Raw genomic sequence first — 25,791 nt, forward strand, 5'->3', positions numbered from 1 at the left:
GGGTGTACACGACTCCCGCACACGCGGAACACACGCCTCCCCCTGCGGGAGCCCGCCTTACTTCATGCGGGTGGCCCACTCCCCGACCTTCGCGATCCGCTGCCGCAGCTGACCGGCGGTGGCCTCCGCGCTCGGCGGCCCGCCGCAGGTGCGGCGCAGCTCGGTGTGGATCACGCCGTGCGGCTTCCCGCTCTGGTGGGAGTACGCGCCGACCATCGTGTTGAGCTGCTTGCGCAGTTCGAGCATCTCCTTGTGGGAGACGACGGGCCGCCGTTCGGCGGGGATCTCGAGGAGGTCCGCCTGGTCGTCGGGCCGCTTCCTGCTGTGCGCGATCTGCCGGGCCTGCCGCTTCTGGAGCAGCATCTGCACCTGGTCGGGTTCGAGGAGGCCGGGGATGCCCAGATAGTCCTGCTCCTCCTCGCTCCCCGGGTGGGCCTGCATGCCGAACTCGGCGCCGTCGAAGAGGACGCGGTCGAAGACGGCGTCGGATTCGAGCGCCTCGAAGGAGAACTGCTCCTGCTCGCCGGTGTCCTCGTCCTGCTCCTTGTTCGCCTCGTCCATCTCCTGCTCGGACTCGGCGTAGGGGTCCTCTTCTCCCTCCTTCTTCGGCTTGTCGAGTACGTGGTCGCGCTCGACCTCCATCTCGTTGGCGTGGCCGAGGAGGTCGGGGACGGTGGGCAGGAAGACCGACGCGGTCTCGCCGCGCCGCCGGGAACGCACGAAACGTCCGACGGCCTGGGCGAAGAAGAGCGGCGTCGAGATGGTCGTGGCGTAGACCCCCACTGCGAGGCGCGGCACGTCGACGCCCTCGGACACCATGCGGACCGCGACCATCCACCGGTCGTTGCTCGAGGTGAAGTCGTCGATCCGCTGGGAGGCGCCCACGTCGTCGGAGAGGACAACGGTGGCCTTCTCCCCCGTGAGCTCGCGGATCAGCTTGGCGTACGAGCGGGCGGAGTCCTGGTCGGACGCGATGACGAGACCACCGGCGTCCGGGATGGCCTTGCGCACCTCGGTAAGCCGCTGGTCAGCGGCTTTCAGCACATTCGGCATCCACTCGCCGCGCGCGTCCAGGGCCGTGCGCCAGGCCTGCGAGATCGCGTCCTTGGTCATCGGCTCCCCGAGCCGCGCGGCGATCTCGTCACCGGCCTTGGTACGCCACCGCATATTGCCGGAGTAGGAAAGAAAGATAACGGGCCGGACGACGCCGTCCCCGAGCGCGCTGCCGTATCCGTACGTGTAGTCGGCGGCGGACCGCCGGATGCCGTCGTTCCCCTCCTCGTACGCGACGAAGGGGATCGGGTTGGTGTCGGACCGGAAGGGCGTACCGGTGAGCGCGAGGCGGCGGGTCGCGGGCTCGAAGGCTTCGAGGCAGGCTTCGCCCCACGACTTCGAGTCACCGGCGTGGTGGATCTCGTCGAGGATCACGAGGGTCTTGCGCTGCTCCACGCGGTTGCGGTGCAGCATGGGCCGCACGCCGACACCCGCGTACGTGATGGCGACGCCCTGGTACTCCTTGCTGAGCGGCCCCGCGCTGTACTCCGGGTCCAGCTTGATCCCTATCTTGGCCGCGGCCTCCGCCCACTGCTTCTTCAGGTGCTCGGTCGGCGCGACCACCGTCACCTGCTGCACGACATGGTGGTGCAGCAGCCAGGAGGCGAGCGTCAGGGCGAAGGTCGTCTTGCCGGCGCCGGGTGTCGCGACGGCGAGGAAGTCACGCGGCTGCTCCTGGAGATACCGCTCCATCGCCCCCTGCTGCCAGGCACGCAGCTTGTTGGCGGTGCCCCAGGGGGCGCGGCCGGGGAAGGCGGGGGAGAGGTGGTGGGATGCGGAGTTGGCGGCGGTGGTAGTCACGGTCTCCGTTTGAAGAGTCGGGGCCGCGCGCAGCGCGTCGGGCAGGGTGGCGGCGGGTGACGGGCGGGCAGCTCGGGTACGTACGACAACCGGGCCACCCTACCGGTGACCCTGCCGCTGCCCGGGGTTGACGGCATGGCGTCAGCCCCGGGTGCGACAGGGCTCACACGGCTTCGTGCAGCCCTCGTAGCCGCCGGGAGATCAGCCCCACGTCGTCCATACCAACACTGGCCACCTCGATGACCAGCTTGTAAGCCTCGTCCTGGTCCACGTCGACCATGTCAGCGCCGTTGAAGTCCAGGAACACGACGGTGCTCATCCACGCCATGGGCTTGTTGCCATCCACCAAGGGGTGGTTCACGGCAAGGGACTGGAGCAGCGCGGCGGCCTTCTCGAAGAGGTCCGTGTACGCCTCGATGCCGTACATCTGGGACTGGGGACGGTGGACGGCCGAGCTGAGCAGTCCCAGATCACGTACGGCGATCTCCTGCTCCCCGCAGGCGATCTCCGTCAGGTCCAGGACTTCCTGAACCGTGAGGTACTTCATCTACTCCCCCAGCCTCCGCAGCAGGTCGGCGTGGCCCGCCGCATACTTGGCCCCCAGACGGCGGACGGTCGCACGGTCCGCCTCCTGCTCCAGATACCGGTCGATCGCCTGGAGCACTATGGCGTGCATGCTGCGCCCCTCTTCCTCGGCACGCAGCTTGAGCGCCTCCTGCTGGTCATCGCGCATACGAAGATTCATAGCCATACCGCGATGGTACCGCTGATGGGGTCATCGTGGTACCACTTAGGCGGCCCGCTGCCGCAACCGCGTCCCCACCCACGCCCCCACCAGCGCCACCGCCGCCATCGGCAGGAACACCGCGACGAAGGCCCCCGGGTGCGAGGCGCCCGCCCCGGTGGAGCCGCCGTGTGCGTCCACCATTCCGCCGCCCAGTGCGGCGAAGGCGGCGCCTCCGGCGGCCAGGAGCAGGGCGTTGGAGAGGCCATCCGAGATCTGGAGGGCGGCGGAGTTGGCGCCCGCGTCCTCGGGCGGTGAGAGGCGAAGCAGCAGGACGCTGGTGGAGCCGATGACGGTGCCCATGCCAAGGCAGCCGAAGGCCCAGGCCACTGCCACGATCCACACCGGCACGGCGGAGATCAGGACCGTGGGCGCGGTGGCGATGGCGGCGGCGACCAGGAGCATCCCGGCGACCATGAGCCGCGTCCGGTGCGGCTCCATACCCGGCCGCGACTGTACGAACGAGCCGAGTGCCCAGGTCGCGCCCCCGAGGGCCAGCGAGAGTCCCGCCATGGTCGGCGAGAGCCCGCGCTGGGTGACGAGCATCAGCGGCACGAAGGACTCGGCGGCGATGAAGGATCCGGCGGCTATGCCGCGAAGGAGCACCACGGACGGCAGGCCGTGGGCCGCCCGGTACGTGCCGTGCGGAAGCAGCCCGAGGACGGCGGGCAGGAGCACCACCGCCCCGACCGCCGCGGGCAGCAGCGAGAGCCACCGCAGGTCCTGCCCCGCGTACTGCAGGAGCCCCGCCCCCAGCGAGATACCGAGCGCGAGCCGGATCCGGCGCCGGTCGAAGGGCCCGGCGGGAGCGTCGGAGTCGACGGGCCCGGCGGCGCGTTGCCGTATCTGCGGCAGCGCGAGGACCAGCGGAGCCACGACGAGCACCGGAATCCCGAGGAAGACCCAGCGCCAGCCCAGGTGTTCGGTGACCGTGCCGGACACCAGGGGCCCGACCACGGACGGCACCACCCAGCTCGCCGCGAACGCGGCCAGGATGGACGGACGCAGCCGCTCCGGGTAGGCGCGGCTGACGACGACGTACAGCGCGACGATGACAAGTCCGCCGCCGAGCCCCTGCACGGCACGGCCGAGGATGAACATCCACATGGCCTGGGCGGTCCCGGACAGCACGAGCCCCGCCGCGAAGCCCCCGATCCCGGAGGCGAGCGCACCCAGCGGCCCCCGCCGGTCGGCCCACTGCCCGGAGAGCACCATGCCGAAGAGGCTGGTGGTGAAGTACGCGGAGAAGCCGAAGGCGTAGAGGGAGACGCCGTTCAGCTCACGAGCGGCCACCGGCATCGCGGTCCCGACGGCGGTCGCCTCGAAGGCGATGAGCAACACCACGGAGACGATGCCGAGGCTGAGGGCGCGATAGGGCGCGCGGAGCACTCCGCCCTTGAGCTCGGACGGCGGGACTATCGGGGCGGCGGCGACTTCGGCGTCGCGTGGTTCCAGAGCGCTCATGTCGGCCAGCGTAAGGGGCGTGGCAGGTGATGACCCCTGTCCAGAGAGGGGAGGATCCTGGTCCCTTGGTCGTACGACCGCCCGTTCGTGAACGCGGTGTGGCAGTCCCGTTGCGGGGCCGCCGATTCCCTTGAGGCGCCGGTCGCGTCCGCTTAGGTTCGAGGAGTCGAGTTCAACCTCGGCCGTGTGCCCGAGTGGTTCAGGGGCTGGACTGCAAATCCAGTAACGCGGGTTCGATTCCCGCCACGGCCTCTGAAGTACTGGCACGCAAGAAGGTGACCCTTCCGGGGGCCACCTTTCTTTCGTTCCGCGCACGTCCCCAGCCCGCGCACCCCGACCGTGGCAGCCACCCCGCGATGGGCCGGACGCCGGACGCCGGACGCATCCCCGATTCCCGCCAATCCCCCGCCCCCACCCCGACGCACGGCCTTCGCGCCATCCCTGGACCCCTTCCGCCCCACCCATCTCCCCCCACGGCCATCCGGCCGAAGGCCGTACAGGCCCGGCGTGTCCCCACGCACCCACGCTCGGCCGCATCCCGCCCCCCACCGCACGAATCCCCAGGTCGACAACTCCGCCGGAAACTTGGCGTGTTGCTTCCGGGCGGCCGGTTCCGGGCGCTGTGTGTCATGAGCCCCGCGCCTAACGTCACAGCACGCATTCCCACCTCACCACCCGGAAGGCTGTGACCACAGTGGCGATCACCGGACTGACCGTCCTGCGGGGGAACGAGCGCACCCCCGAGGGCTGGATCAAAATAGCCAAGGACCTGAACGCCGGCGCCGGCGGCGAGTACCTGTACTTCGCGTACGAGATGGATGGCCTCTACGCGCCGATCACGAACATCAAGTTCCTCGTCGAGGGCTCGGGCGGCGGCTTTCCGCCCAGCTACCGCGTGATCCCGGTCGACCTCAACGAAGGCACCCGGATCAAGGGCAAGTCCATCCACGCCGCCTTCACCACGGACCCCGATGAGGGCGAGCCGCTCGAAGGGCTCAACGTCATCATCTCGCTCACCCCTGACCCCACGCCCGACAAGCCGTGGGAGCGCTACGACACGGACCTCAACGCGGGCGCCGGCGGCAAGTTCATCTACTTGACCCGCCTGCAGTACCGAGGCTGAGCCGCACCATCGGGGGACGCGGTCCGGGGCCGGGCAACCTACCGGCCCCGGACCCGCGCCTCTTCGAGCCCCGCGAGAATCGCGTCCACCGTCTCCTCGACGGTCAGGTCGGAACTGTCCAGCCAGAGACCGATCCTCGGGGTCGTGGACCGCAGTCCCGCATCCAGGTCCTCCACCGTCCACGCCCCGTACCCGGTCTTCCCGCGCCCGGCCTCCCGCGCGGCGACCGCGTCCGGCTTCGGGGCGAGCACGACCACGTGCAGCGGGCGGGTACGCAGCAGATCCACGTACGACTTCAACTCCTCGCCCAGGATGACGTCCTGGACCACCGCGACGAAGCCCGCGGCCGCGTACGCGTCGGCCGTCGCCGCCGACAGGCCGTACCGCAGGCGGAGTTGGGCCTGCGCCTCGTCCGAGGCACCGGGTTCGTACTCCTGGCCGCCCGACACGATCATCCGGCGGAAGACATCACCCCGGACGTGCGCCGCGCGGGGCAGCCGCTCGGCCAGGGCCTGCGCCACCGTGGACTTGCCCGACGCCATGATGCCGGTGATGACGATGACGCCTTCGGGATCAGATGTGGTCATGGCGCCCATCGTGCCAAGGGAGCCGGCTCTTCCGCCCCCGGATTACTGCGCCACCGCCGCCTGCGGACGGATCGGGAGGCGGTTCACCGGGCGGCCTGTCGCCGCCCTCACCGCCGAAGCCACCGCCGCCGGAGTCGTCACCACCGGCACCGCGCTCGCCGCCTTCGCGCCGAAGGGGGCGACCACGTCGCGCTCCTCGACCAGCTTCACGATGCGGATGTCCGGGGTGTCCAGGGCGGTGGGGAGCGCGTAGCCCGTCAGGTCCGGGTGGCGGACCAGGCCGCGCGGCGTACGGAGGTTCTCCGTCAGGGCGGCGCCGACTCCCTGCGTGACGCCCGCCTCGATACGCACCTTCAGCTGGGACGGGTTCAGGATGCGGCCCACGTCCTGGGCCACCGCCAGCTCAACGACCCGTACCGAGCCGATCTCGATGTCCACGTCCACCACCGCGCGGATCGCGCAGAACGCCATGCCCACGAAGGCGTCGCCCTGGCCCGCCTCGTCGAGGGGCTCGGTGGGATGCGGGCGGCACTGGGCCGTGGCCCAGAGCTCCTTGCCGTCCATCGCCTCCGTCACCGTCGTGCTCAGCACCCCGTCGTACGAGGTGATCTTGCCGTCGGTGATCTGGAGCAGCTCCGTGGACATCCCGAACTTGTGGGCCAGGGGCTGCAGGAGCTGCGTGCGGACCATCTTCGCCGCGCGCTCCACCGCACCGCCGGACACCCACGTGTGGCGGCCGTGGCAGCTCGGGCCCGCCGGGGGCTGGTCCGTGTCGACCGGGGCCACCCGGACGTCGTCGATGCCGAGGGTCTCCTGGACGATCTGGCGGGCGAGTGTGGTGAAGCCCTGGCCCGTCTCGACCGCCGCGCAGATCACCGTAGCGATGCCGTCGTGGACCTTCACGGTGGCCGTGGAGACCTCGTCCGTGCCCTCCGCGCCCAGGAGTTGGACCATGCCGAGGCCGTAGCCGACGCCCCGGCGCACCGCCGCGGGCTCGCCCGCACCCTCGGGGCCGCCGGGCAGCAGCCACTCGTCCTCCGGGGTGTCCTTGGGCAGCTCGGGCAGGGGGAAGTCCCTTACGGCGCCGAGGAGTTCGGCGACCGGCGCGGGGCAGGTGACCGTCTGGCCGGTGGGCAGGATGTCTCCCGTGGCCATCGCGTTGCGCAGCCGCACCTCGGCCGGGTCGATGCCCAACTTCTTGGCGATCTTGTCCATTTGGGCTTCGTACGCCGCGCACACCTGCATGGCGCCCTCGCCCCGGACATGCCCGGACGGCGGGTTGTTCGTGCGGACAGCCCAGCCCTCGATGAAGGCGTTCGGGACGACGTACGGACCGCAGGCGAAGGAGACGGCCGCGGCGAGCGCGTCCGACGACGTGTCCGCGTACGCGCCCGCGTCGAGCAGGACCTGCGCCTCCACCTTCACCAACTTGCCCTCGGCGTCCGCGTGATGGCGGTAGCGGAGCAGCGTCGGGTGGCGGTGGGCGTGGCCCAGGAAGGACTCCTCGCGGGTCGCGGTGAGCTTCACCGGGCAGCCGGTGGTCAGCGCCAGCAGCCCGAGCGGCAGATGGAAGCTGGCGTCCTCGCGGTCGGCGGTCGCGCCGGGGACGCCGGTCACGACGACCTTCACGATGTCCGGGTCGATGCCGTAGCAGGACGCGGCCATGTCGCGGTCGGTGTGCGGGTCGGTGGAGGCGATGTACAGCTCCACACCCCCGTCGGGACGCGGCACCGCGAGCCCCGCCTCCGCGCCGATCGGCGCCGGGTCCTGTCGGCCGATGCGGTACAGGCCCTCGACGACGAGCTCGCCCGCCGCCTCCGGGTCGCCGTGCCGCAGCGGGATGTGCCGGATCAAGTTGCCGTCGGGGTGCAGGGGTTCGGCCGCGAAGGCCTTCTCCGGGTCCGTGACCGGCTCCATCACCTCGTACTCGACGAAGATGGCGGCGGCGGCCATCCGCGCGGTGTCGGGGTGGTCGGCGGCCACGGCGGCGATGGGCTCGCCGTGGTGGCGTACGACATCGGAGGCGAAGACCGGGCGGTCCGCGGTCTTGCGGCCGTGCAGCGCGTCGCCGGGCACGTCCTCGTGCGTGACGACGGAGCGCACGCCCGGCATCTCGCGCGCCTGGGACGTGTCGATCGAGACGATGCGCGCGTGCGCGTGCGGCGAGCGCAGGACGGCCGCCCACAGCAGCCCTTCCGCCCAGAGGTCGGACGCGTAGGGGAAGGTGCCCTCGGTCTTGGCGCGGGACTCCGCGGACGGCAGCGACGCGCCGATGCCGTGCGGCAGCGGCTCGGGGCCGGGCTGCGTCTCCACTGCGGTCGCGGTGTTCGCCGTGCCCGCGGCTTCGTTGCTCACGCCTGGCCTCCGTCCTGTCCGTAAGGTCCTTCGTACGATCCGCCGTGCGCCGTCGGGTTGACCCCTCCGGCGCCCGGTCCCGCCTGGTGCGGAATGCGTGCCTCGCCGGCGTGGTCGTCGTGCGCCGACGGCTCCGCGGCGGCGGCGGACGCCTCGCGTTCGGCGACGACCTCCTGCACGGCGTCGAGCACACCCCGGTAGCCGGAGCAGCGGCACAGGTTGCCGCACAGGGCGCGGCGGGTCTCCAGGTCGGACGGGGCGGGGTTGCCCTCCAGGAGGTCGTGCAGGGTCATCGCCATGCCCGGTACGCAGAAGCCGCACTGGACGGCGCCGCAGACCGCGAGCGCCCGCTGCACGTCGGAGGGCCTGCCGTCGACGGCGAGTCCCTCGACGGTGCGCACCTCGCTCCCGGCGGCGGTGGCGGCGGGCACCAGGCAGGAGGCGACCAGACGGCCGTCCACCTGGACGTTGCAGGCGCCGCACTCGCCCTGCGAGCAGCCGTCCTTGGCGCCCGCGAGGCCGAGGCGCTCGCGCAGGACGTAGAGGAGGGACTCGCCGATCCAGGCGTCGGTGACGGGGCGGTCGGCGCCGTTGACGCGCAGGACGTAGGAGCAGAGGGGGTGTTCGTCGGCGAGGGCGGCGGCGGTGACGGCCTCTTCGGGGTCTTCGGCTTCGGAGTCGGCCTCGGAGTCGGCTACGGCCTCGGAGTCGGCTTCGACCTCAACCTCGGCTTCGGCACCCGCTTCGGGCTCGGCATCCGCGTCGGCCTCCAGCTCTGGGGCCGGCTCCGGGTCGGGCTCCGCGGGGACGTCGGGCACCTCGGGCGTCACAGGCACCTCGGGCACCACATGCATCTCAGGAGCGACCGGCGGCTCGGGGACGAACGCCTCCGGGGGCACGACGGGCTCCTGGGGCTGCGGCCCGACGTGCTGCTGCGGGTGCGGCTCGGCGTATCCGGCACGCTCGGCGTGCTCGGCGTGCCCGACATGGGGATACGGCTCGACGTGCGGCTGCTGCGCCGGCTGCTCCGACCACGGCGCACCCGCGCCCGCGCCACCGGTGGCCCACGGAGCCGCCGCGCCGCCCGGCAGCGTCGCGGGCGGCGTACCGCCCCACTGTGCCGCGAGCGAAGACGTGGTGAACTCGCCCGATTCATCCGGAAGATCACCATTGGCCACGGGGATCGACCACTGCCCCGTGACGTCCGCCGGGGCAGGGGCGGCGGGCGCGTGCCCCTCCGCCTCGTGGAAGCTCCACTGCCCGGTGGCCCGTGGGTCGTACGCGTGCTCCTGCTCGTGGACCGGCGGCTCGGGCTCGGGCGCACCCCCCGCGTCGGGCCACTGCACGTTCTGGACGCCGGCGCCCGCGACACCGGTGCCCGCGCCGGTCACCTCGGGCGGCATGACCCAGACACCCGTGGCGGCCGGGTCCGTCGCGTCGGACGTCGTGGGGGTGACCGTTATCTGCGGCGGCACGTAGCCGTGGCCGGGCGCGGCGAGCGGAGAGTGGTCGAAGTCCAGGGCGCCTTCCGGCAGCTGCACGAAAGCCGTGGCGTCCGAGTCGTACTCGCCCTGCGGATGCGGCTGCCAGCCACCGTTGGCGGCGTTCCCGGCGTGCCCATCGTGCCGTTCGTCAGTCACGACAGCGCCCTCCCCAGTGCTCGTCGGGCCAGCGCGGCGACGGTGCGCCGCAGGTGCAGTACGGCGGGCGGCAGTGGCTGCGGTGAGCCGTCCTCGGCCGGCGGCTGGTCGGGGATGCACGCGGCGGCGACGTACTCACCGAAGGCGGTGAGCGCCTCCGGCACGATCGTGCGCTCGCCGTCCCAGTCGATCAGCGAGGCGACCCACTGCTCGGCCTCGAGCGGCCGCAGCGGCATCGGCGCGACGGCGCCGACCGCGCAGCGCACGCCGCGCCGCGCGGGGTCCAGGACGAGCGCGACGGACGCGGTGGCGCGGCCGGGGCCCGTGCGTCCTGTCGCCTTCAGGAAAACCTGCGGGGCGTGCAGGAGCGGCAGCCGTACGAAGCCGATGAGTTCGCCGGGGCGGAGCATGTCCATCCCCGCGAGCAGATGCGACACGGGGACCTCGCGGCGTGCGCCGCCGGGTCCCGCGATGATGAGGACGGCTTCCAGGGCGGCCAGGACGGGCAGGGTGTCGCCGGCCGGTCCGGCCGTGGCGATGTTGCCGCCGAGAGTGCCGGCGTTGCGGATCTGCGGGGGTCCAGCGGCGCGCGCGGCCGCGGCGAGCGCGGGGATCAGGGCGGCGAAGTCGGGCCGCCCGACGCGTGCGTGGGTGAGGCCGGCGCCGAGCAGGGCGTGACCGTCCTGGTACTGCCAGCCGCGGATCTCGCTGATGCGGCCGAGGCCGACGAGCGCGGCGGGGCGCAGGAGGCCCGCGTTGACGGAGGCCATGAGGTCGGTGCCGCCGGCCACGGGCACGGCGGCGGGCATCGCGGCGAGTGCCTCCACGGCCTCGTCCAACGTCCCAGGCAGCTTCGCCGTCTGCGCGTGTTGCGCCGCCTGCGGTGCGTGCGTGCTCAAAACCGGCTGCCCCTTCCCGATGCCCGGCGGCTTTCTCGCCGTTCTCACCGTTACGCCTGTTCCGCCGTACGGTACGTGCTCACAGCCCGGACGTGGCAACTCTGGCACATCTTCCCCGGCCCCCGGCGCGGGGGTCCGCTAGGAGCCATTCGTCCGCAGACCTGGGGGATGTGCCGTTTTCACACGCCCTCACCGGTCAGCGGGAATTGCCACTCTTCGGTGACCCTTGTACGGCTTTGGTCAGGCTGCCCACGCTCTCAGCGCGGGCGGCCCGACACACGGACTATGGGCGGTGCCTCACACGTTCGGGGGCGCCCCGTCGATCGGGCGTCCGAGCACCCCTGGGCGCTTCTGCCACGGCAACGGGCCGCCCGGCGGGCGGTAGTCGACACCGAGTGCGTCAAGTCGCGCGTAGTGCGGTGTCATTCGCCGCTCGAAGTCGGCGAAGTCGCGCTCGGCGGACGGCGGGAGCGTGCTCCAGGCGACCTCGGCGAAGGCGGCGAGCCGCGGGAACACCTGGTAGTCCACGCGTGCGTGGTACTCCATCACCTCGGTCCAGACGTTGGCCTGGGTGCCGAGCACGTGCCGGGCCTCGTCGGCGGTGAGCTGCGGGGGCAGCGGCTCGAAGCGGTAGACGTCCTCCAGAGTGCGGACGAAGCCGATGGGCGCGGGCTCGTCGGGGCCGCCGTCCTGCCGGTGGTCCAAGTACACCTGCTGCTCGGGGCACATGACGACGTCGTGACCGGCCTTGGCCGCCGCGATACCACCCCCGTATCCGCGCCAGGACGACACGGTGGCGCCCTCGGCGAGGCCGCCTTCCAGGATCTCGTCCCAGCCGATGAGCCGGCGCCCCCGCTCGGTCAGCCAGGAGTCGAAGTGCCGGATGAACCAGCTCTGCAGCCCGTTCTCGTCGCCGACGCCCAGCTCCTTGATGCGGGCCTGCGCGGCGGGCGACGCCCTCCACTGGTCCTTGGGGCACTCGTCGCCACCGACATGGATGAAGGTGGAGGGGAAGAGCTCGAGCACTTCTTCAAACACCCCTTCGTAGAAGCGAAGGGTGTTCTCGGTAGGGGCGAGGACGTTCGGGTTGACGCCCCAGGTGTCCCAGACACCGAGCGAGGAGGTGTCCACGACGTCGGTGTTGCCGAGCTCCGGATAGGCGTGGATGGCGGCCTGCGAGTGTCCGGGGATGTCGATCTCCGGTACGACGGCGATGTGCCGCTCATGGGCGTACGCGACGATCTCGCGGATGTCGTCCTGCGTGTAGAAGCCGCCGTGCGGGGTGTCGTTCCACAGCTCGGACGCGCGATGCCCCCACTTCGAACGCGGCCGCCACGATGCGGCCTCCGTCAGCTTCGGGTAGCGCTTGATCTCGATGCGCCAGCCCTGGTCGTCGGTGAGGTGGAAGTGGAAGACGTTCAGCTTGTGGGCGGCGAGGAGGTCCAGGTAGCGCAGGACGCCGTCCTTGGGCATGAAGTGCCGGGCCACGTCGAGCATCATGCCGCGCCAGCCGAAGCGGGGGCTGTCCTCGATCAGACACCCCGGCACGGCGTGACGCCCCGCGGCCCGCAGCGGTGCACGCCGGAACGCCTCCGGCCCGATGAGCTGACGCAGGCTCTGGGCGCCCCAGAAGACACCGGGAGCGGCGCCACCGAGGATCTCGACGCCGCTCTCCCCCACTGTGAGCCGGTACGCCTCGGGGGCGAGGGAGTCGTCGATGCCCAGCGAAATGCCGCCGCCGTCACCGGGTGCCAGGGGCAGCCCCAACGCGCCGCCGAGCGCGGCACGCAGCCAGCGCTCGGTGGACTCGGTGCCGGGCCCGGCACGCAGCGCGGTCGACGAGTCGAGGATGAAGCCTTCGGAATGCGGTCCCTCGGCGCGGGCGGGCGCCGGGATGAGTTGCTCAAAGGTCATGCGGCGAATCTGCCACGCGATTGCACAACGCAAAAGGGGCGTTGCGGTACACGCAACGCCCCGTCGCGGGGAGGGTCATGGACCGTGCCCGGGGGCTACTTCTTGCCGCCGCCCTTGCCGTCCTTGCCGCCCTTGTCCTTGTCGCCACCGGCGCTCATGGACTCGTAGATCTCCTTGCACATGGGGCAGACGGGGTACTTCTTCGGGTCACGACCCGGCACCCACACCTTGCCGCAGAGCGCGACGACGGGCGTACCGTCGAGCGCGCTCGCCATGATCTTGTCCTTCTGGACATAGTGCGCGAAGCGCTCGTGGTCACCGTCACCGCTCGACACCTGCGGCGTCGGCTCAACGAGGGTCCCCGTACCTGCCCCGCGCTCGGGCTCGGGCTCAAGAGTGCTCATGGCATCCAAGGGTACCTACGCTCGCCGCGTCCGGGCAGCGCCCATTCCGGGCCGGTCAGTTGAGGGACGCGTCATCCGGATACGTCGCCACCATCGCCAGTTCGCTGCGCTGCCGGCGAAGCACCGCGCGCCACAGCCGCTCGGGGTCCGGCGACGAGACGTCGCCGGGTTCGGACTCGACCACGTACCAGGCGCCCTCGACGAGCTCGTCCTCCAGCTGGCCCGGGCCCCATCCCGCGTAACCGGCGAAGATCCGCAGCGAGCCGAGGGCGGGAGCCAGGAGTTCGGGAGGTGTGTCCAGGTCGACCAGGCCGATCGCGCCGTGCACGCGGCGCCAGCCGATCGGCTCCCCTCTGCCCGGCCGCGGCCGGGACCCGGGGGCCTGGCCCTCCTCCCCGGGGATCACCGCCACGCCGAGCGCGGAGTCGAGCGAGACGGGGCCGCCCTGGAAGACGACTCCCGGCGCACCGGCCAGATCGCCCCAGCCCTCCAGGATGTCCGCGACGTCCACCGGCGTGGGCCGGTTGAGGACCACGCCGAGCGAGCCCTCCTCGTCGTGGTCGAGGAGCAGCACCACCGCGCGGTCGAAGTTCGGGTCCGCCAGGGCAGGCGTGGCCACGAGCAGCCGCCCTGTGAGCGAGGACACCTCGGTCATGAACGACATGATCCCGCATCTTTGCCCCGCGGGGGGAGGCAATGGTCGTACCGGAGTGAACGCAGCTCAGGGCGCACTGGGGCGGCTGGAGCGCACACTTTCGGTGGTGACCCGGAGTGTCCGGTTCCGAACGGTTCGTGTTGTCACGGACTCCTGACGCCGTTTACGCGTCCTCAGCCTTACGGAAGGGGGGTACGCGCCCATTACGCTTGCCCTTTGGTCCCCCCGTCCATCCAATCGGAACGCGAGATTCATGACCGTCACCGACGATGTACTGCTTGTCCACGGCGGAACCCCGCTGGAGGGCGAGATCCGTGTCCGCGGCGCGAAGAACCTCGTGCCCAAGGCCATGGTCGCCGCGCTGCTCGGCAGCGCTCCGAGCCGGCTGCGCAATGTCCCCGACATCCGCGACGTCCGCGTCGTACGCGGGCTCCTGCAGCTGCATGGCGTCACGGTCCGCCCCGGTGAGGAGCCGGGCGAGCTGGTCATGGACCCCTCGCACGTGGAGAGCGCCAACGTCGCGGACATCGACGCGCACGCGGGCTCCTCGCGGATCCCGATCCTGTTCTGCGGGCCGCTCCTGCACCGCCTGGGTCACGCCTTCATCCCCGGCCTCGGCGGCTGCGACATCGGCGGCCGGCCGATCGACTTCCACTTCGAGGTGCTCCGCCAGTTCGGCGCGACCATCGAGAAGCGCGAGGGCGGCCAGTACCTGGAGGCCCCGCAGCGGCTGCGCGGCACGAAGATCCAGCTGCCGTACCCGTCCGTGGGCGCCACCGAGCAGGTCCTGCTGACCGCCGTCCTCGCGGAAGGTGTCACGGAGCTCTCGAACGCCGCCGTCGAACCCGAGATCGAAGACCTCATCTGCGTCCTGCAGAAGATGGGCGCGATCATCGCGATGGACACCGACCGGACCATAAGGGTCACCGGCGTCGACAGCCTGGGCGGCTACAACCACCACGCCCTCTCGGACCGCCTGGAAGCCGCCTCCTGGGCTTCCGCGGCCCTGGCGACCGAAGGCAACATCTACGTCCGCGGCGCCCAGCAGCGCTCGATGATGACGTTTTTGAACACCTACCGGAAGGTGGGCGGTGCCTTCGAGATCGACGACGAGGGCATCCGCTTCTGGCACCCGGGCGGCTCGCTCAACGCGATCGCCCTGGAGACGGACGTGCACCCCGGCTTCCAGACGGACTGGCAGCAGCCCCTGGTCGTCGCCCTGACGCAGGCCGCCGGTCTGTCGATCGTGCACGAGACGGTGTACGAGTCGCGGCTCGGATTCACCTCCGCGCTCAACCAGATGGGCGCACACATCCAGCTCTACCGCGAGTGCCTCGGCGGCTCCGACTGCCGCTTCGGGCAGCGCAACTTCCTCCACTCGGCGGTCGTGAGCGGCCCCACGAAGCTCCAGGGCGCCGATCTGGTCATTCCTGACCTGCGCGGCGGCTTCTCGTACCTGATCGCCGCTCTGGCGGCCCAGGGGACGTCCCGTGTCCACGGCATCGACCTGATCAACCGCGGCTACGAGAACTTCATGGACAAGCTCGTGGAGCTCGGCGCGAAGGTGGAGCTGCCGGGGCGGGCCACGCTCGGCTGACGCCTCACCAGGCATGCAGAAGGGGCGGTCACCCAGTGGGTGACCGCCCCTTCTATTGCTGCTTCAGGCTACTTGCCCTTGGCCGCTTCCTTGAGCTTGGAGCCCGCCGAAACCTTGACGCTGTAGCCGGCCGGGATGTTGATCGGCTCGCCGGTCTGCGGGTTCCGGGCGGTGCGAGCGGCACGGTGGGTGCGCTCGAAGGTCAGGAAGCCGGGGATGGTGACCTTCTCGTCGCCCTTGGCAACGATCTCGCCGACGGTCTCGGCGAACGCGGCCAGCACGGCGTCGGCGTCCTTGCGGGTCACCTCGGCGCGGTCGGCCAGCGCGGCCACCAGCTCACTGCGGTTCATGTTTGTACTCCCGTGTTCTTCTTGCCGTTGAGGCGTGCCACGCGGCGGAGCCGCATGATGGGCACAGCGAAGCCGATGCTGCCAGGGTCCTCGGTCAGGCCCCGGACCCGGGTCCGTCATCCGGACCCTCGCGCCCAGAAAGGCATCCTGCCCCCACCTGCGGCGGGAAAGCCAATCCGGGCCCCTTGGGGGTCACACGAAAAGCTTCACCGCCCCTGGAAGGTGGCAGCCGGGGGCGCGCTTCCACGCCACCCTAGAGGGCCTTTACGGGCCCTGCGTTCCGCGACGCGCCGTACTACTGGGCCGTGGCGCCTGTCACAGCCACCCCGGCGGCCTTCGCCGCGCTGCGCACCGCATCGGCGACCGCGCCCGCGACCTTGTCGTTGAAGACGCTGGGGATGATGTAGTTCGGGTTGAGCTCGTCCTCGGCGACGACGTCCGCGAGGGCGCCCGCCGCCGCCAGCATCATCTCCGTGTTGACGGTGCGCGACTGGGCGTCGAGCAGGCCGCGGAAGACGCCGGGGAAGACCAGGACGTTGTTGATCTGGTTCGGGAAGTCCGAGCGTCCCGTGGCCACGACTGCCGCCGTCTGGCGGGCGACCGTGGGCTCGACCTCGGGGTCGGGGTTCGCGAGCGCGAACACGATGGCGCCGTCGGCCATGGCCGCGACGTCGTCGCCGTTCAGGACGTTCGGGGCCGAGACGCCGATGAAGACGTCGGCGCCGACGACCGCTTCCTTGAGGGTGCCGCGGGCGCCCTCGGGGTTGGTGTTGTCGGCGATCCAGCGCAGCGGCGAGTCCGGCGCGGCGTCCACGAGGTCCTCGCGGTCCGCGTGCACGACGCCGTGGATGTCGGCCACGACGGCGTGCTTGACGCCCGCCGCGATGAGCAGCTTGAGGATGGCCGTACCGGCCGCGCCCGCACCGGACATGACGACGCGTACGTCGCCGACTCCCTTGCCCACCACGCGAAGTGCGTTGGTCAGCGCGGCCAGTACGACGATCGCGGTGCCGTGCTGGTCGTCGTGGAAGACGGGGATGTCCAGGGCCTCACGAAGCCGGGCCTCGATCTCGAAGCAGCGCGGCGCCGAGATGTCCTCGAGGTTGATGCCCGCGAAGCCGGGGGCGATCGCCTTCACGATCTCGACGATCGCGTCCGTGTCCTGGGTGTCCAGGCAGAGCGGCCAGGCGTCGATGCCGGCGAAGCGCTTGAAGAGGGCCGCCTTGCCCTCCATGACGGGCAGCGCGGCCTTCGGACCGATGTTGCCGAGCCCGAGGACGGCCGAACCGTCCGTTACGACCGCAACGGAGTTGCGCTTGATGGTGAGGCGGCGCGCGTCCTCGGGGTTCTCGGCGATCGCCATGCACACGCGGGCCACGCCCGGGGTGTAGATCATGGAGAGGTCGTCGCGGTTCCGGATGGGGTGCTTCGACTGCATCTCGATCTTGCCGCCGAGGTGCATCAGGAACGTACGGTCGGAGACCTTGCCGACGGTGACGCCCTCGATGGTGCGCAGCTGCGCGACGATCTCGTCGCCGTGCGTCGTGGAGGTCGCCGCGATCGTGACGTCGATCCGGAGCGCCTCGTGGCCGGACGCCGTGACGTCGAGGCCGGTCACCGAGCCTCCGTGGGACTCGACGGCCGTGGTGATCTGGGAGACCGCGGTGCCGCTCGCCGGCACCTCCAACCGGACCGTGTTCGAGTAGGAGACGCTGGGCGCCGTTGCCATGGCCGACTTCCTCTGCTTTCACCGTGTTGCTCTTGCCGTCCGATGGTCGCACCTACCACTGAGTACGTGGTAGCCGCCTCGGATTGCGAACTTTTCGTTCACTGGCTTTTCGGAAACTAGTTTCCACCATACGAGAAGTTGGAGGCGGTCGGTAGGGGGAAACGGAAACCGGTGGTTGAAACCCGGAAGAGGCCCCCGTCACGTGGTGACGGGGGCCTCTTCCGAACGCTTGTGACACCGACCCGCCATGCTCGCCTCGCGGCAAGTGGTCGCTCGTAGCGACGATGGTTGGGCCCGGGGGCTTGGATCGGGCCGGTGCCACATCAACGGTAACAAACGATCCCCGTAAGGCAATTCCCGTCCCGACAAGTCTCTGAAGTCATTCCCGGAGCAGGCCCCGTGCCTCATTCGCGGAGCAGGTCAGGGACTCCTTCGCCGTCGGGGTCGTCGCGCTCCCCGGACAGGACCGTCAGCTGCTGCGTGGCCCGGGTCAGCGCCACGTACAGGACACGCAGGCCCGCGGGGGACTCGTCCGCGATCTCCGCGGGCGAGACGACCACCGTCGCGTCGTACTCCAGGCCCTTGGCCTCCAGGCTGCCGAGCGCCACCACGCGGTCGCCGAGCCCGGCGAGCCAGCGGGCCGCCTGCTCGCGGCGGTTCATCGCCACCACGACGCCGACGGTGCCGTCCACCTGGTCGAGCAGCCGGGCCGCCTCCTCGCGCACCGACGCGCCGATGTCCTTGTCGCGTACGACGGCACTGTGTCCATTGTTCGCTGTCGCGAAACGGGGCTTCACACCGGTGGACCGAACGGCTGACGGCGACTCGGAGCCCGGCATCGCGAGCGCGAGCACCTTGGCGGCGAGATCGGCGATCTCGGCGGGGTTGCGGTAGTTGACGGTCAGGGTGAAGCGGCGCCGCGGACGGCTGCCCAGGGCCTCGTCACGGGCCGCCGCGGCCTCGTCCGGGTCGGACCAGGAGGACTGGGCGGGGTCGCCGACGATCGTCCACGTGGCGTGCCGGCCCCTGCGGCCGACCATGCGCCACTGCATGGGGGTCAGGTCCTGGGCCTCGTCGACGATGACGTGCGCGTACTCGGTGCGCTCCGCGGCGAGCCGCTCGGCGCGCTCGCGCTGGGACTCCTCGCGCTGCGGCATCAGTTCGTCGAGGCCCGTGAGCAGGTCGAGGGGGTCGAGATCCTTCTTCTTACGGGGTCTCGGCGGCGTACCGAGAATCGACTGGAGCTCGTCGAGGAGCGCCACGTCGTGCACGGAGAGGGCCTCGCGCTTGAGGGAGCGGGCGACCTTGCGGACCTCGCCCGGGTTCAGGACACGGCGTGCCCAGCGGCCAAGGCGCCGCTCGTCGCCCATCGCGGAGAGCACCGCGCGCGGGGTGAGTTCGGGCCACCAGGCGTCGAGGAAGCGGATGAAGTCGTCCTCGGAAGTGATGTCCTCGTCGAAGGACGAGCGCAGCTCGGCGGCCAGCTCCGGGTCGCTGTGCCGGCCCGCGGAGCCGGACTGCGACCACAGGGCGTCCAGGAGGAGCTTGCGGGCGCGCGGGCGCAGCAGGTTGACGGGAGCCGTGCCGCTGAGCGCGTTGCGCCGGATGCGGCCGAGGGCGTCGGCCTCCAGCTCCAGGCGGCGGCCGAAGGCGACCACACGCAGCCGGGTGGGGGTTTCCACGGGGGCCTGGGGCACGTCCTCGTCCTCGTCATCGCCGAACGAGAGCTGGCCCTCCTGCGAGGCGGCCTTCGTGGTGGCCGTGCCGCCCTCCAGCGCCCCCCGAGCGGCCTTCCGCAGGACGTTCAGCATCCGCGACGAGCCCTTGACCCGGGCCACCGCGGGAGAGTCGTAGACGGTCGCCCCCTCCGGTGCGGCTTCGTCGGCCAGCGCGCCCACCGCGCGGATGGCGACCTGCCCCTCCTCGCCCAGCGAGGGCAGCACGCCCTCCGTGTAGGCCACGAGCAACGGGGTCGGGGAGACGATGAGGATGCCGCCCGCGTACCGGCGGCGGTCCTGGTAGAGGAGGTACGCCGCGCGGTGCAGGGCCACGGCGGTCTTGCCGGTGCCGGGGCCGCCCTCGACGTACGTCACCGAGGCGGCGGGGGCGCGGATCACCATGTCCTGCTCGGCCTGGATCGACGCCACGATGTCCCGCATCGTGTGGCTGCGGGCCTGGCCGAGCGCCGCCATGAGGGCGCCGTCGCCGATGACCGGCAGCGATTCGCCGTCCAGCGTCGCCTTGAGCTCCGGACGCATCAGGTCGTCCTCGACGCCGAGGACCCGGCGGCCCTTGGAGCGGATGACCCGGCGGCGCACGACACGGCCCGGGTCGACCGGCGTCGAGCGGTAGAACGGCGCGGCGGCCGGGGCACGCCAGTCGATCACCAGCGGGGAGTAGTCCGCGTCCAGGACGCCGATGCGGCCGATGTGCAGGGTCTCGGCGATCTCGGCGGTGTTCTTCTCGCTGACGGCCTCCTCGGCGGGCTCGACCGACGTGTAGGCACCGTCCGGGCCCTTCTTGCCGTCCTTGCCGAGCAGCAGGTCGATCCGTCCGAAGAGGAAGTCCTCGAACTCGTTGTTGAGGCGGTTGAGATGCACTCCCGCGCGAAACACCTGGGCGTCCCGCTCGGCGAGCGCGCCGGGCGTGCCGACCTGGGAGCGCTTGGCCGCGTCGGTCATGAGGAACTCGGCCTCGTGGATCTTCTCCTCGAGACGCCGGTAGACCTGGTCGAGATGTTCTTGTTCGACGCTGATCTCGCGGTCGCGTACGTCGGCCACCGAGGCCCCTTTCCGGACGTGCAGCTGCCCAATCGAGCAGCCGTCTACCGTACGCGAAAGGGGGCCCCTGTGTGCACCTCCGCTAGGCGTCCACCTCCACCAGGCGGTCGCCGTCGAAGGTGGTCACCTCGAAGTGGTCGATGTCGTTGCGGTCCATCGCGGCGCCCCCGTGGACGTACAGGGGGCTGCGCGCCCACTTGTCCGGGCTGTCCTCGATGCCGTAACCCCACTTCGGGACGGACCAGGTGGTCACCGTCTCCTTCGCGCCGTCCTTGCCGACCGCGACCAGGGAGCACTTGAGCGGGCCCTTCACGTTCTTCAGCTCGAGGACCGTGTGCGTGCCCCAGGCCTTCTTCTCCGTGCCGACCGTGGCGCTGACCTTGGTCTTGGGGTCCGTGGCCTTGATCTTGTCGTCCATGTGGTTGAAGAAGGCGTCCTCGGCGGGGCTCGTGGGGTGCGGTTCGCCCGCCACGTCCTTGGAACCGCCGTCGTCGTTCACCGCGAGGACCGTGAGCGGCCCGCCCACGATCAGAGCCGCCGCCGCGGCCACCAGATACATGCCGCGCCTGCGCTTTCGCGCACGCTTCACGGAGACCTCGTCCACGAGCCGGTCCGCCAGACGCGGGCTCGGCCGTGCGGCGAGCTGTTCGCCGATCGCCGGTACGCCGCGCGCCCCCGGGAAGTCCGCGAGCGCGGCCAGCATCGGCTCCATGCCGGAGAACTCCTCCAGCCGGTGCGCGCAGAACTCGCAGACCGCCAGATGCGCTTCGAACGCCGTCGCCTCGGCGTCGTCCAGGATGCCGAGGGCATAGGCACCGACGGTCTCGTGCACGTCCGCCCGTCGCCCGCCACCACCCTGCTGCGGAAGCGCTCCGCGCCCTTCTTCTTCCCACGCGCCATGACTGGTGTAGTCGGACTCGTTCATGCCGTCACCCCCCGCTCCTCGAGCGCCAGCTTCATCGAGCGCAGCGCGTAGAAGACCCGCGAGCGCACCGTCCCACTCGGTATACCCAGTGTCTCGGCCGCCTCATTGACCGTACGCCCCTTGAAATAGGTCTCGACAAGTACCTCCCGGTGCGCGGGAGTCAGGTCGTCGAGCGCGTCCGAGAGAGTCATCAGCCACAGCGCCTTATCGATCTCGTCCTCCGCGGGGATGACCTCCAGCGGCGACGGATCGACCTCCTGCGGCCGGGCCTGCCGGCTGCGGTGGCCGTCGATGACGATGCGCCGGGCGACCGTCACCAGCCAGGGGCGTACCGAACCGGTCGCACGATTGAGCTGACCGGCGTTCTTCCAGGCACGGATGAGCGTCTCCTGTACGACATCTTCGGCGCGCTGCCGGTCGCCCGCCACCAGACGGAGCACGTAGGCCAGAAGCGGCCCCGCGTGCTCGCGGTAGAGGGCGCGCATCAACTCCTCGTCGGGTCCGCCCCGTTGCGGGACCAGACGATGTCGGTGCGGGCGTTCCTGCGGGCGCTCATCGGCCACGGCGGAATCCTTGCGCACGTCTGCCTCCGGTGTCCGCTCTTCGCATGGGCTGGCTCACCGGGGATGTACGTGGGCGGGAGCGGTTGCGTTCAACCGCTCGCCGAAGAAATGTGATCAGGCCCGCGCGAGCGCCGCCCGCCGCCGGTGTCTGGCCACCCGCTCACGGTTGCCGCACACCTCGCTGGAGCACCAGCGGCGGCGGCGCCCGCGTGACGTGTCGAGGTACAGGAGGGGGCAGTTGTCGCCCTCGCACTGGCGCAGCAGGGCGCGCGCCGCGGGGTCGGTGAGCAGCTCGACGGCGTCACGGGCGACGGCGGCGAGCAGGGCCGCGCAGCCGGGGTCGCCGTCCAGGGCCCGGACGAGGCTGCCGTCGGGTCGCCGAACGGCGCGCGGGGCCGGCGGCGGCGTCGCGGCGAGGCCGTTGATTCTGGCCAACTCGGTGTCGGCGGCTCTCCCTTCGAGTTCTGCGAGCACCAACTGCCCAACGTGAGCGCGCAGTTCGCGGAAGGCGACGAGCCAGACGGCGCTCGCCCCCCGCAGGGCCGTGCGATCCGGGATGAGCCCGGCGCCCGCGAGCCAGGCGCGCAGCCGGTCCACGGAGTCGAGCCGTTCCACGGGATGGTTCGTCGCCACGAGGTCCAGACAGCTCCGCCCGGAATCGAATCGCAGCTCGTACGTGGCCGGGTCCATGCCCAGTGCCATGCGCCTGTCACCGCCTTGTGGGGTTACCGGTGAGTGCTCCCCCTACAGTGCCTCGCCTCGGGCGGGTGCGGAACCCCTGCCACCGGCGCGGATGAGACGCCCGCTTATGGGGGTGCGCTTCGTAGCGATGGCCGGGCGTCCGCCCACCCGGTTGACTTGGTCCCATGAAAGACAAGAGGCGTGAGACGAACCATCGGGGACAGGGCACCGCCGGGGCCGTGCTCGGGGCCGCCATCGTCACGATGGGCCTGATCTCCGGAACCTTCTACATCTTCTCCTGCGGTGTCATGCCCGGGCTCGGACGCAGCGACGACCGCGTCTTCATCGAGGTCATGCAGAACATGAACGACGCGTTCAACAACCCGGTCTTCTTCGCGAGCTTCCTCGGTGCGCTGCTCTTCACGGCGGTCTCCGCGTGGCAGCTGCGCGGGACGAGCTCGTACCGGTGGGTCCTCGCGGCGCTCGTCGTCTATCTCGTGGCCTTCGCGATCACGTCGGTCGTGAACGTGCCGCTGAACGACGAGCTCGCGGACGCGGGCGACCCGTCGAAGATCACCGACCCGGCCGCCGTGCGCGAGAAGTTCGAGGACCCGTGGCTGGCCTGGAACGCCGTGCGGACCCTGCTCTCCACCGTCGCGATCGGCCTGCTCGCGCGGGCGCTCGTGCTGCGGGGCCGGGACACCAGGCGGCGCGACACGACAGGTCAGTCCGCGTACTTGGACCCGGCGGCCGGATCGAGCGCGAGCCGATAGCCCCGCTTGACCACCGTCTGGACGAGCTTCGGAGTCCCAAGTGCCGTACGCAGCCTGGCCATCGCGGTCTCCACGGCGTGCTCGTCGCGCCCGGTGCCCGGCAGCGCGCGCAGGAGCTCGGCGCGGGGCACCACCCATCCCGGGCGCCGCGCGAGGGCCCGCAGCAGCGACATGCCGGCGGGCGGCACGGGCCGCAGCTCGTCGTCGACCAGGACAGCGTGACCGCGGATCTCGACGCGGCGCCCGGCGATGGGCAACGTACGGGCGCGGGAGGGCAGTTCCTGGCACAGGACCTGCACGAGGGGACCGAGCCGGAAGCGTTCGGGCTGCACCGTGTCGACACCGCGGGCCTGCAGCGGCAGCGCGGTGACCGGGCCCACGCAGGCGGACACGACGTCGTGCTGGAGTGCGGCGAAGAGCTCACTGGTCATGCCGCGGTCCTCCGCGCGGGCCAGGAAGGACGCGGCGGCCGGCGCGCTGGTGAAGGTCAGCGCGTCGACGGCGCGGGCGACGGTGGCGTCGAGGAGCCGGTCGACGGGCGCGAGGTCCTCGGGCGGCATCCACCGGTAGACGGGCACGCCGACGACCTCCGCTCCCCCGGCACGCAGCGACTCGATGAAGCCGGGCAGCGGTTCGCCGTGCAGCTGGAGCGCGATGCGCTTGCCGTCGACGCCGTCGTCGAGCAGCTTCTCCAGCACCTCCGCCATGGACTCGGAGGAGGGCGACCACTTCTCGGTGAGCCCGGCGGCACGTATGGCGCCTTTGACCTTGGGCCCGCGCGCGAGCAACTCCACGCCCCCGAGGCACCGCACAAGCGCCTCGCCGAATCCCCATCCGTCGGCGGCCTCGACCCACCCGCGGAACCCGATCGCGGTGGTGGCGATCACCACGTCGGGCGCGTGGTCGATCAACTCCTTGGTGGCGGAGAGAAGTTCGCTGTCGTCGGCGAGCGGAACGATGCGCAGTGCGGGAGCGTGCAGGACGGTGGCGCCACGCCGCTGGAGCAGCGCACCGAGCTCGTCGGCACGCCGGGCGGCGGTGACGCCGACGGTGAAGCCGGCGAGGGGTGCGTTCCGCTGACCGGTCCGAGGGCCGTCCTGGTGGTGAACGTCCTGCTGGCCGTTCTGAGGGGTCGCGTGCATGGCAGCTGCTCTCGTCCCGCTAGTACTGCGCGATGGGTGGTCCGGGGTTGAACGAGCCTGCCAACGGCCCGTGACAACCCGGGATCATCACGATGTCGTACGTGTTACACCAGCGTACGACCACCCCCCGGTCAGACTTCCGCGTACGTGAGCTGGGGCTTCGTCTCCGCGTCCGGGGTCTGCCCGGCGTCCGGGGCGGGCGCCGGACGGCGGAGGTATACGGCCCACGTGACGCAGAAGCACGCCGCGTAGAAGACGAGGAATGCGACAAAGGCGCCGGTGCCCGATCCCACGGTCTGGAAGGACTGCCGGAAAGCGAGATTGATCCCGAGCCCGCCGAGCGCACCGACGGCGCCGATGAGCCCCATGGAAGCCCCGGAGAGCCGCCGCCCATAGGCCGCGGCGGCCTCCCCGTGGAGCCCCTTCTGGAGGGCCTTGGCCTGGAAGATCCCCGGGATCATCTTGTAGGTCGACCCGTTCCCGAGCCCGCTCAGCACGAAAAGAACAACAAAGGCGGCGACGAAGAGGGCGAGCGACTCCCGCATGGAGGCGATGACGACGACAGCGGTGGCCGCGCCCATCCCGACGAAGTTCCACAGGGTGATGCGGGCCCCGCCGAACCGGTCGGCCAGCCGCCCGCCCACGGGCCGGATCAGCGAGCCGAGGAGCGGCCCGATGAAGGTGACAGCGGCGGCCTGCAACGGCGTACGCCCGAACTGGGTCTGCAGCACGAGCCCGAACGCGAAGCTGTAACCGATGAAGGACCCGAAGGTCCCCACGTACAGGAACGCCATGATCCACGTATGGGCGTCGCGGACGGACTCCTTCGCCGCACCGGTGTCGTTCTTCACCGTGGCGAGGTTGTCCATGAAGAGGGCGGCGCAGACGGCGGAGACGAGGATGAGCGGGATGTAGATCCCGAGCAGCACGCGGGGCCCGCCCCCGGCCCCGATGACCGCGAGCCCGGCGAGCTGCACGACGGGCACGCCGATGTTGCCGCCCCCCGCATTGAGCCCGAGCGCCCACCCCTTCTTCCGCAGCGGGAAGAAGGAGTTGATATTGGTCATGCTGGACGCGAAGTTGCCCCCGCCGACGCCGGTGAGCAGGGCGCACACCATGAAGGTGGTGTAGGAGGTCCCCGGCTCCATGACGACGAAGGCCGCGGTGGTGGGCAGGAGCAGCATGCCGGCCGCGATGATCGTCCAGTTGCGCCCACCGAAGCGGGCGACGGCGAAGGTGTACGGCACGCGGGCAACGGCCCCCACCAGGGTCGCCATGGACACCAGGAAGAACTTCCCGGCGGGGTCGATCCCGTACTCGGGCCCCATGAACAGGACCATCACGGACCAGAGGGTCCAGATGGAGAACCCGATGTGTTCCGAAAGGATCGAGAACCCCAGATTCCGCCGGGCGACGCGCTCGCCCCCCTCTTCTTTCCAGAACCTCTCGTCTTCCGGTTCCCACCGCTGGATCCACATGACAGGCCTCATCTCCACGGCTGGCGGCTGATGACCCGAACGTAGGGAGGCCGGGTTTCAACCCTGTGGCCCGCGGTGACCGGCGGGGAACTTT

General features: G+C 71.0%; 22 protein-coding genes and 1 tRNA gene. 4 read left to right on the top strand and 19 right to left on the bottom strand.

Features of this window, described 5'->3' with window-relative positions; genetic code table 11:
• Nucleotides 1-57 precede the first annotated feature (57 nt).
• The 4 genes from ACZ5WE_RS06115 to ACZ5WE_RS06130 all read right to left on the bottom strand — a co-directional run bounded on the left by ACZ5WE_RS06115 (nucleotide 58) and on the right by ACZ5WE_RS06130 (nucleotide 4,102).
• Nucleotides 58-1,854, bottom strand: a complete 1,797-nt coding sequence (locus ACZ5WE_RS06115; protein WP_467694993.1) for a DEAD/DEAH box helicase — start codon at nucleotides 1,852-1,854, stop codon at nucleotides 58-60.
• 163 nt (nucleotides 1,855-2,017) lie between these two features.
• Nucleotides 2,018-2,401 (bottom strand): type II toxin-antitoxin system death-on-curing family toxin, encoded by a 384-nt coding sequence (locus ACZ5WE_RS06120; protein ID WP_467694991.1) that lies wholly within the window; start codon nucleotides 2,399-2,401, stop codon nucleotides 2,018-2,020.
• Complete coding sequence (locus tag ACZ5WE_RS06125; RefSeq protein WP_365484387.1) at nucleotides 2,402-2,599, bottom strand: Arc family DNA-binding protein; 198 nt, start codon at nucleotides 2,597-2,599, stop codon at nucleotides 2,402-2,404.
• 45 nt (nucleotides 2,600-2,644) lie between these two features.
• The gene (locus ACZ5WE_RS06130) at nucleotides 2,645-4,102 is read right to left on the bottom strand and encodes an MFS transporter (protein WP_467694989.1); all 1,458 of its coding nucleotides are present in this window, start codon (nucleotides 4,100-4,102) and stop codon (nucleotides 2,645-2,647) included.
• Nucleotides 4,103-4,282: 180 nt separating this feature from the next.
• Between ACZ5WE_RS06130 and ACZ5WE_RS06135 the strand changes: the two genes are divergently transcribed.
• Together ACZ5WE_RS06135 and ACZ5WE_RS06140 are read left to right on the top strand one after the other, a co-directional pair.
• Nucleotides 4,283-4,354: transfer RNA gene (locus ACZ5WE_RS06135), tRNA-Cys, on the top strand.
• A 433-nt stretch (nucleotides 4,355-4,787) separates the two neighbouring features.
• Nucleotides 4,788-5,225, top strand: coding sequence for a hypothetical protein (locus ACZ5WE_RS06140; RefSeq protein ID WP_467694987.1), 438 nt, complete (start codon nucleotides 4,788-4,790; stop codon nucleotides 5,223-5,225).
• A 38-nt stretch (nucleotides 5,226-5,263) separates the two neighbouring features.
• Here ACZ5WE_RS06140 and ACZ5WE_RS06145 read toward each other — a convergent pair whose 3' ends face one another.
• From ACZ5WE_RS06145 to ACZ5WE_RS06175, 7 genes are all read right to left on the bottom strand, one after another.
• Entirely contained in the window at nucleotides 5,264-5,812 is a 549-nt protein-coding gene (locus ACZ5WE_RS06145; RefSeq protein WP_467694985.1) for an AAA family ATPase, read from the bottom strand.
• Nucleotides 5,813-5,854: 42 nt separating this feature from the next.
• On the bottom strand, nucleotides 5,855-8,167 hold the full coding sequence (locus tag ACZ5WE_RS06150; protein ID WP_467694983.1) for a xanthine dehydrogenase family protein molybdopterin-binding subunit: 2,313 nt from the start codon (nucleotides 8,165-8,167) through the stop codon (nucleotides 5,855-5,857).
• Nucleotides 8,164-9,807, bottom strand: coding sequence for a (2Fe-2S)-binding protein (locus tag ACZ5WE_RS06155; RefSeq protein ID WP_467694981.1), 1,644 nt, complete (start codon nucleotides 9,805-9,807; stop codon nucleotides 8,164-8,166). The genes ACZ5WE_RS06150 and ACZ5WE_RS06155 overlap by 4 nt, the downstream gene beginning before the upstream one ends.
• The gene (locus ACZ5WE_RS06160; RefSeq protein WP_467694979.1) at nucleotides 9,804-10,706 is read right to left on the bottom strand and encodes an FAD binding domain-containing protein; all 903 of its coding nucleotides are present in this window, start codon (nucleotides 10,704-10,706) and stop codon (nucleotides 9,804-9,806) included. The genes ACZ5WE_RS06155 and ACZ5WE_RS06160 overlap by 4 nt, the downstream gene beginning before the upstream one ends.
• Before the next feature lie 297 nt (nucleotides 10,707-11,003).
• Nucleotides 11,004-12,620, bottom strand: coding sequence for a beta-N-acetylhexosaminidase (locus tag ACZ5WE_RS06165; RefSeq protein WP_467694977.1), 1,617 nt, complete (start codon nucleotides 12,618-12,620; stop codon nucleotides 11,004-11,006).
• A gap of 95 nt (nucleotides 12,621-12,715) precedes the next feature.
• A complete protein-coding gene (locus ACZ5WE_RS06170) occupies nucleotides 12,716-13,024 on the bottom strand; it encodes a DUF3039 domain-containing protein (RefSeq protein ID WP_160505308.1) in 309 nt (102 codons plus the stop codon).
• Between the two features lie 55 nt (nucleotides 13,025-13,079).
• On the bottom strand, nucleotides 13,080-13,688 hold the full coding sequence (locus ACZ5WE_RS06175) for a YqgE/AlgH family protein (protein ID WP_467694975.1): 609 nt from the start codon (nucleotides 13,686-13,688) through the stop codon (nucleotides 13,080-13,082).
• A 244-nt stretch (nucleotides 13,689-13,932) separates the two neighbouring features.
• On the opposite strand from ACZ5WE_RS06175, the gene murA reads away from it, so the two are divergent.
• Nucleotides 13,933-15,276, top strand: a complete 1,344-nt coding sequence (gene murA / locus ACZ5WE_RS06180; protein WP_367042395.1) for a UDP-N-acetylglucosamine 1-carboxyvinyltransferase — start codon at nucleotides 13,933-13,935, stop codon at nucleotides 15,274-15,276.
• 68 nt (nucleotides 15,277-15,344) lie between these two features.
• Here murA and ACZ5WE_RS06185 read toward each other — a convergent pair whose 3' ends face one another.
• The 6 genes from ACZ5WE_RS06185 to ACZ5WE_RS06210 form a co-directional block, all read right to left on the bottom strand.
• Nucleotides 15,345-15,626: an HU family DNA-binding protein gene (locus ACZ5WE_RS06185; RefSeq protein ID WP_016645140.1), complete on the bottom strand. Its 282-nt coding sequence runs from the start codon at nucleotides 15,624-15,626 to the stop codon at nucleotides 15,345-15,347.
• Between the two features lie 295 nt (nucleotides 15,627-15,921).
• A complete protein-coding gene (locus ACZ5WE_RS06190) occupies nucleotides 15,922-17,355 on the bottom strand; it encodes an NAD-dependent malic enzyme (RefSeq protein ID WP_467694973.1) in 1,434 nt (477 codons plus the stop codon).
• A gap of 404 nt (nucleotides 17,356-17,759) precedes the next feature.
• Nucleotides 17,760-20,135, bottom strand: coding sequence for a HelD family protein (locus ACZ5WE_RS06195; protein WP_467694971.1), 2,376 nt, complete (start codon nucleotides 20,133-20,135; stop codon nucleotides 17,760-17,762).
• Between the two features lie 82 nt (nucleotides 20,136-20,217).
• The gene (locus ACZ5WE_RS06200; protein ID WP_467694969.1) at nucleotides 20,218-21,060 is read right to left on the bottom strand and encodes an anti-sigma factor family protein; all 843 of its coding nucleotides are present in this window, start codon (nucleotides 21,058-21,060) and stop codon (nucleotides 20,218-20,220) included.
• Nucleotides 21,057-21,641: a sigma-70 family RNA polymerase sigma factor gene (locus ACZ5WE_RS06205; protein WP_467694967.1), complete on the bottom strand. Its 585-nt coding sequence runs from the start codon at nucleotides 21,639-21,641 to the stop codon at nucleotides 21,057-21,059. Before ACZ5WE_RS06205 ends, ACZ5WE_RS06200 begins: the two co-directional genes overlap by 4 nt.
• A gap of 96 nt (nucleotides 21,642-21,737) precedes the next feature.
• The gene (locus tag ACZ5WE_RS06210) at nucleotides 21,738-22,325 is read right to left on the bottom strand and encodes a CGNR zinc finger domain-containing protein (protein ID WP_467694965.1); all 588 of its coding nucleotides are present in this window, start codon (nucleotides 22,323-22,325) and stop codon (nucleotides 21,738-21,740) included.
• A 164-nt stretch (nucleotides 22,326-22,489) separates the two neighbouring features.
• Here ACZ5WE_RS06210 and ACZ5WE_RS06215 point away from each other — a divergent pair, with 164 nt between their 5' ends.
• Entirely contained in the window at nucleotides 22,490-23,077 is a 588-nt protein-coding gene (locus tag ACZ5WE_RS06215; RefSeq protein WP_467694963.1) for an anthrone oxygenase family protein, read from the top strand.
• On the opposite strand, the gene ACZ5WE_RS06220 is transcribed toward ACZ5WE_RS06215, so the two are convergent.
• Both ACZ5WE_RS06220 and ACZ5WE_RS06225 read right to left on the bottom strand, forming a co-directional pair.
• Complete coding sequence (locus ACZ5WE_RS06220) at nucleotides 23,029-24,219, bottom strand: uroporphyrinogen-III synthase (RefSeq protein WP_467694961.1); 1,191 nt, start codon at nucleotides 24,217-24,219, stop codon at nucleotides 23,029-23,031. The two genes, ACZ5WE_RS06215 and ACZ5WE_RS06220, sit on opposite strands and share 49 nt — an antisense overlap.
• A 131-nt stretch (nucleotides 24,220-24,350) precedes the next feature.
• Nucleotides 24,351-25,697, bottom strand: coding sequence for a nitrate/nitrite transporter (locus ACZ5WE_RS06225; RefSeq protein WP_467694959.1), 1,347 nt, complete (start codon nucleotides 25,695-25,697; stop codon nucleotides 24,351-24,353).
• Nucleotides 25,698-25,791: the final 94 nt, after the last annotated feature.

This window comes from Streptomyces sp. NPDC033180, from assembly GCF_055577645.1.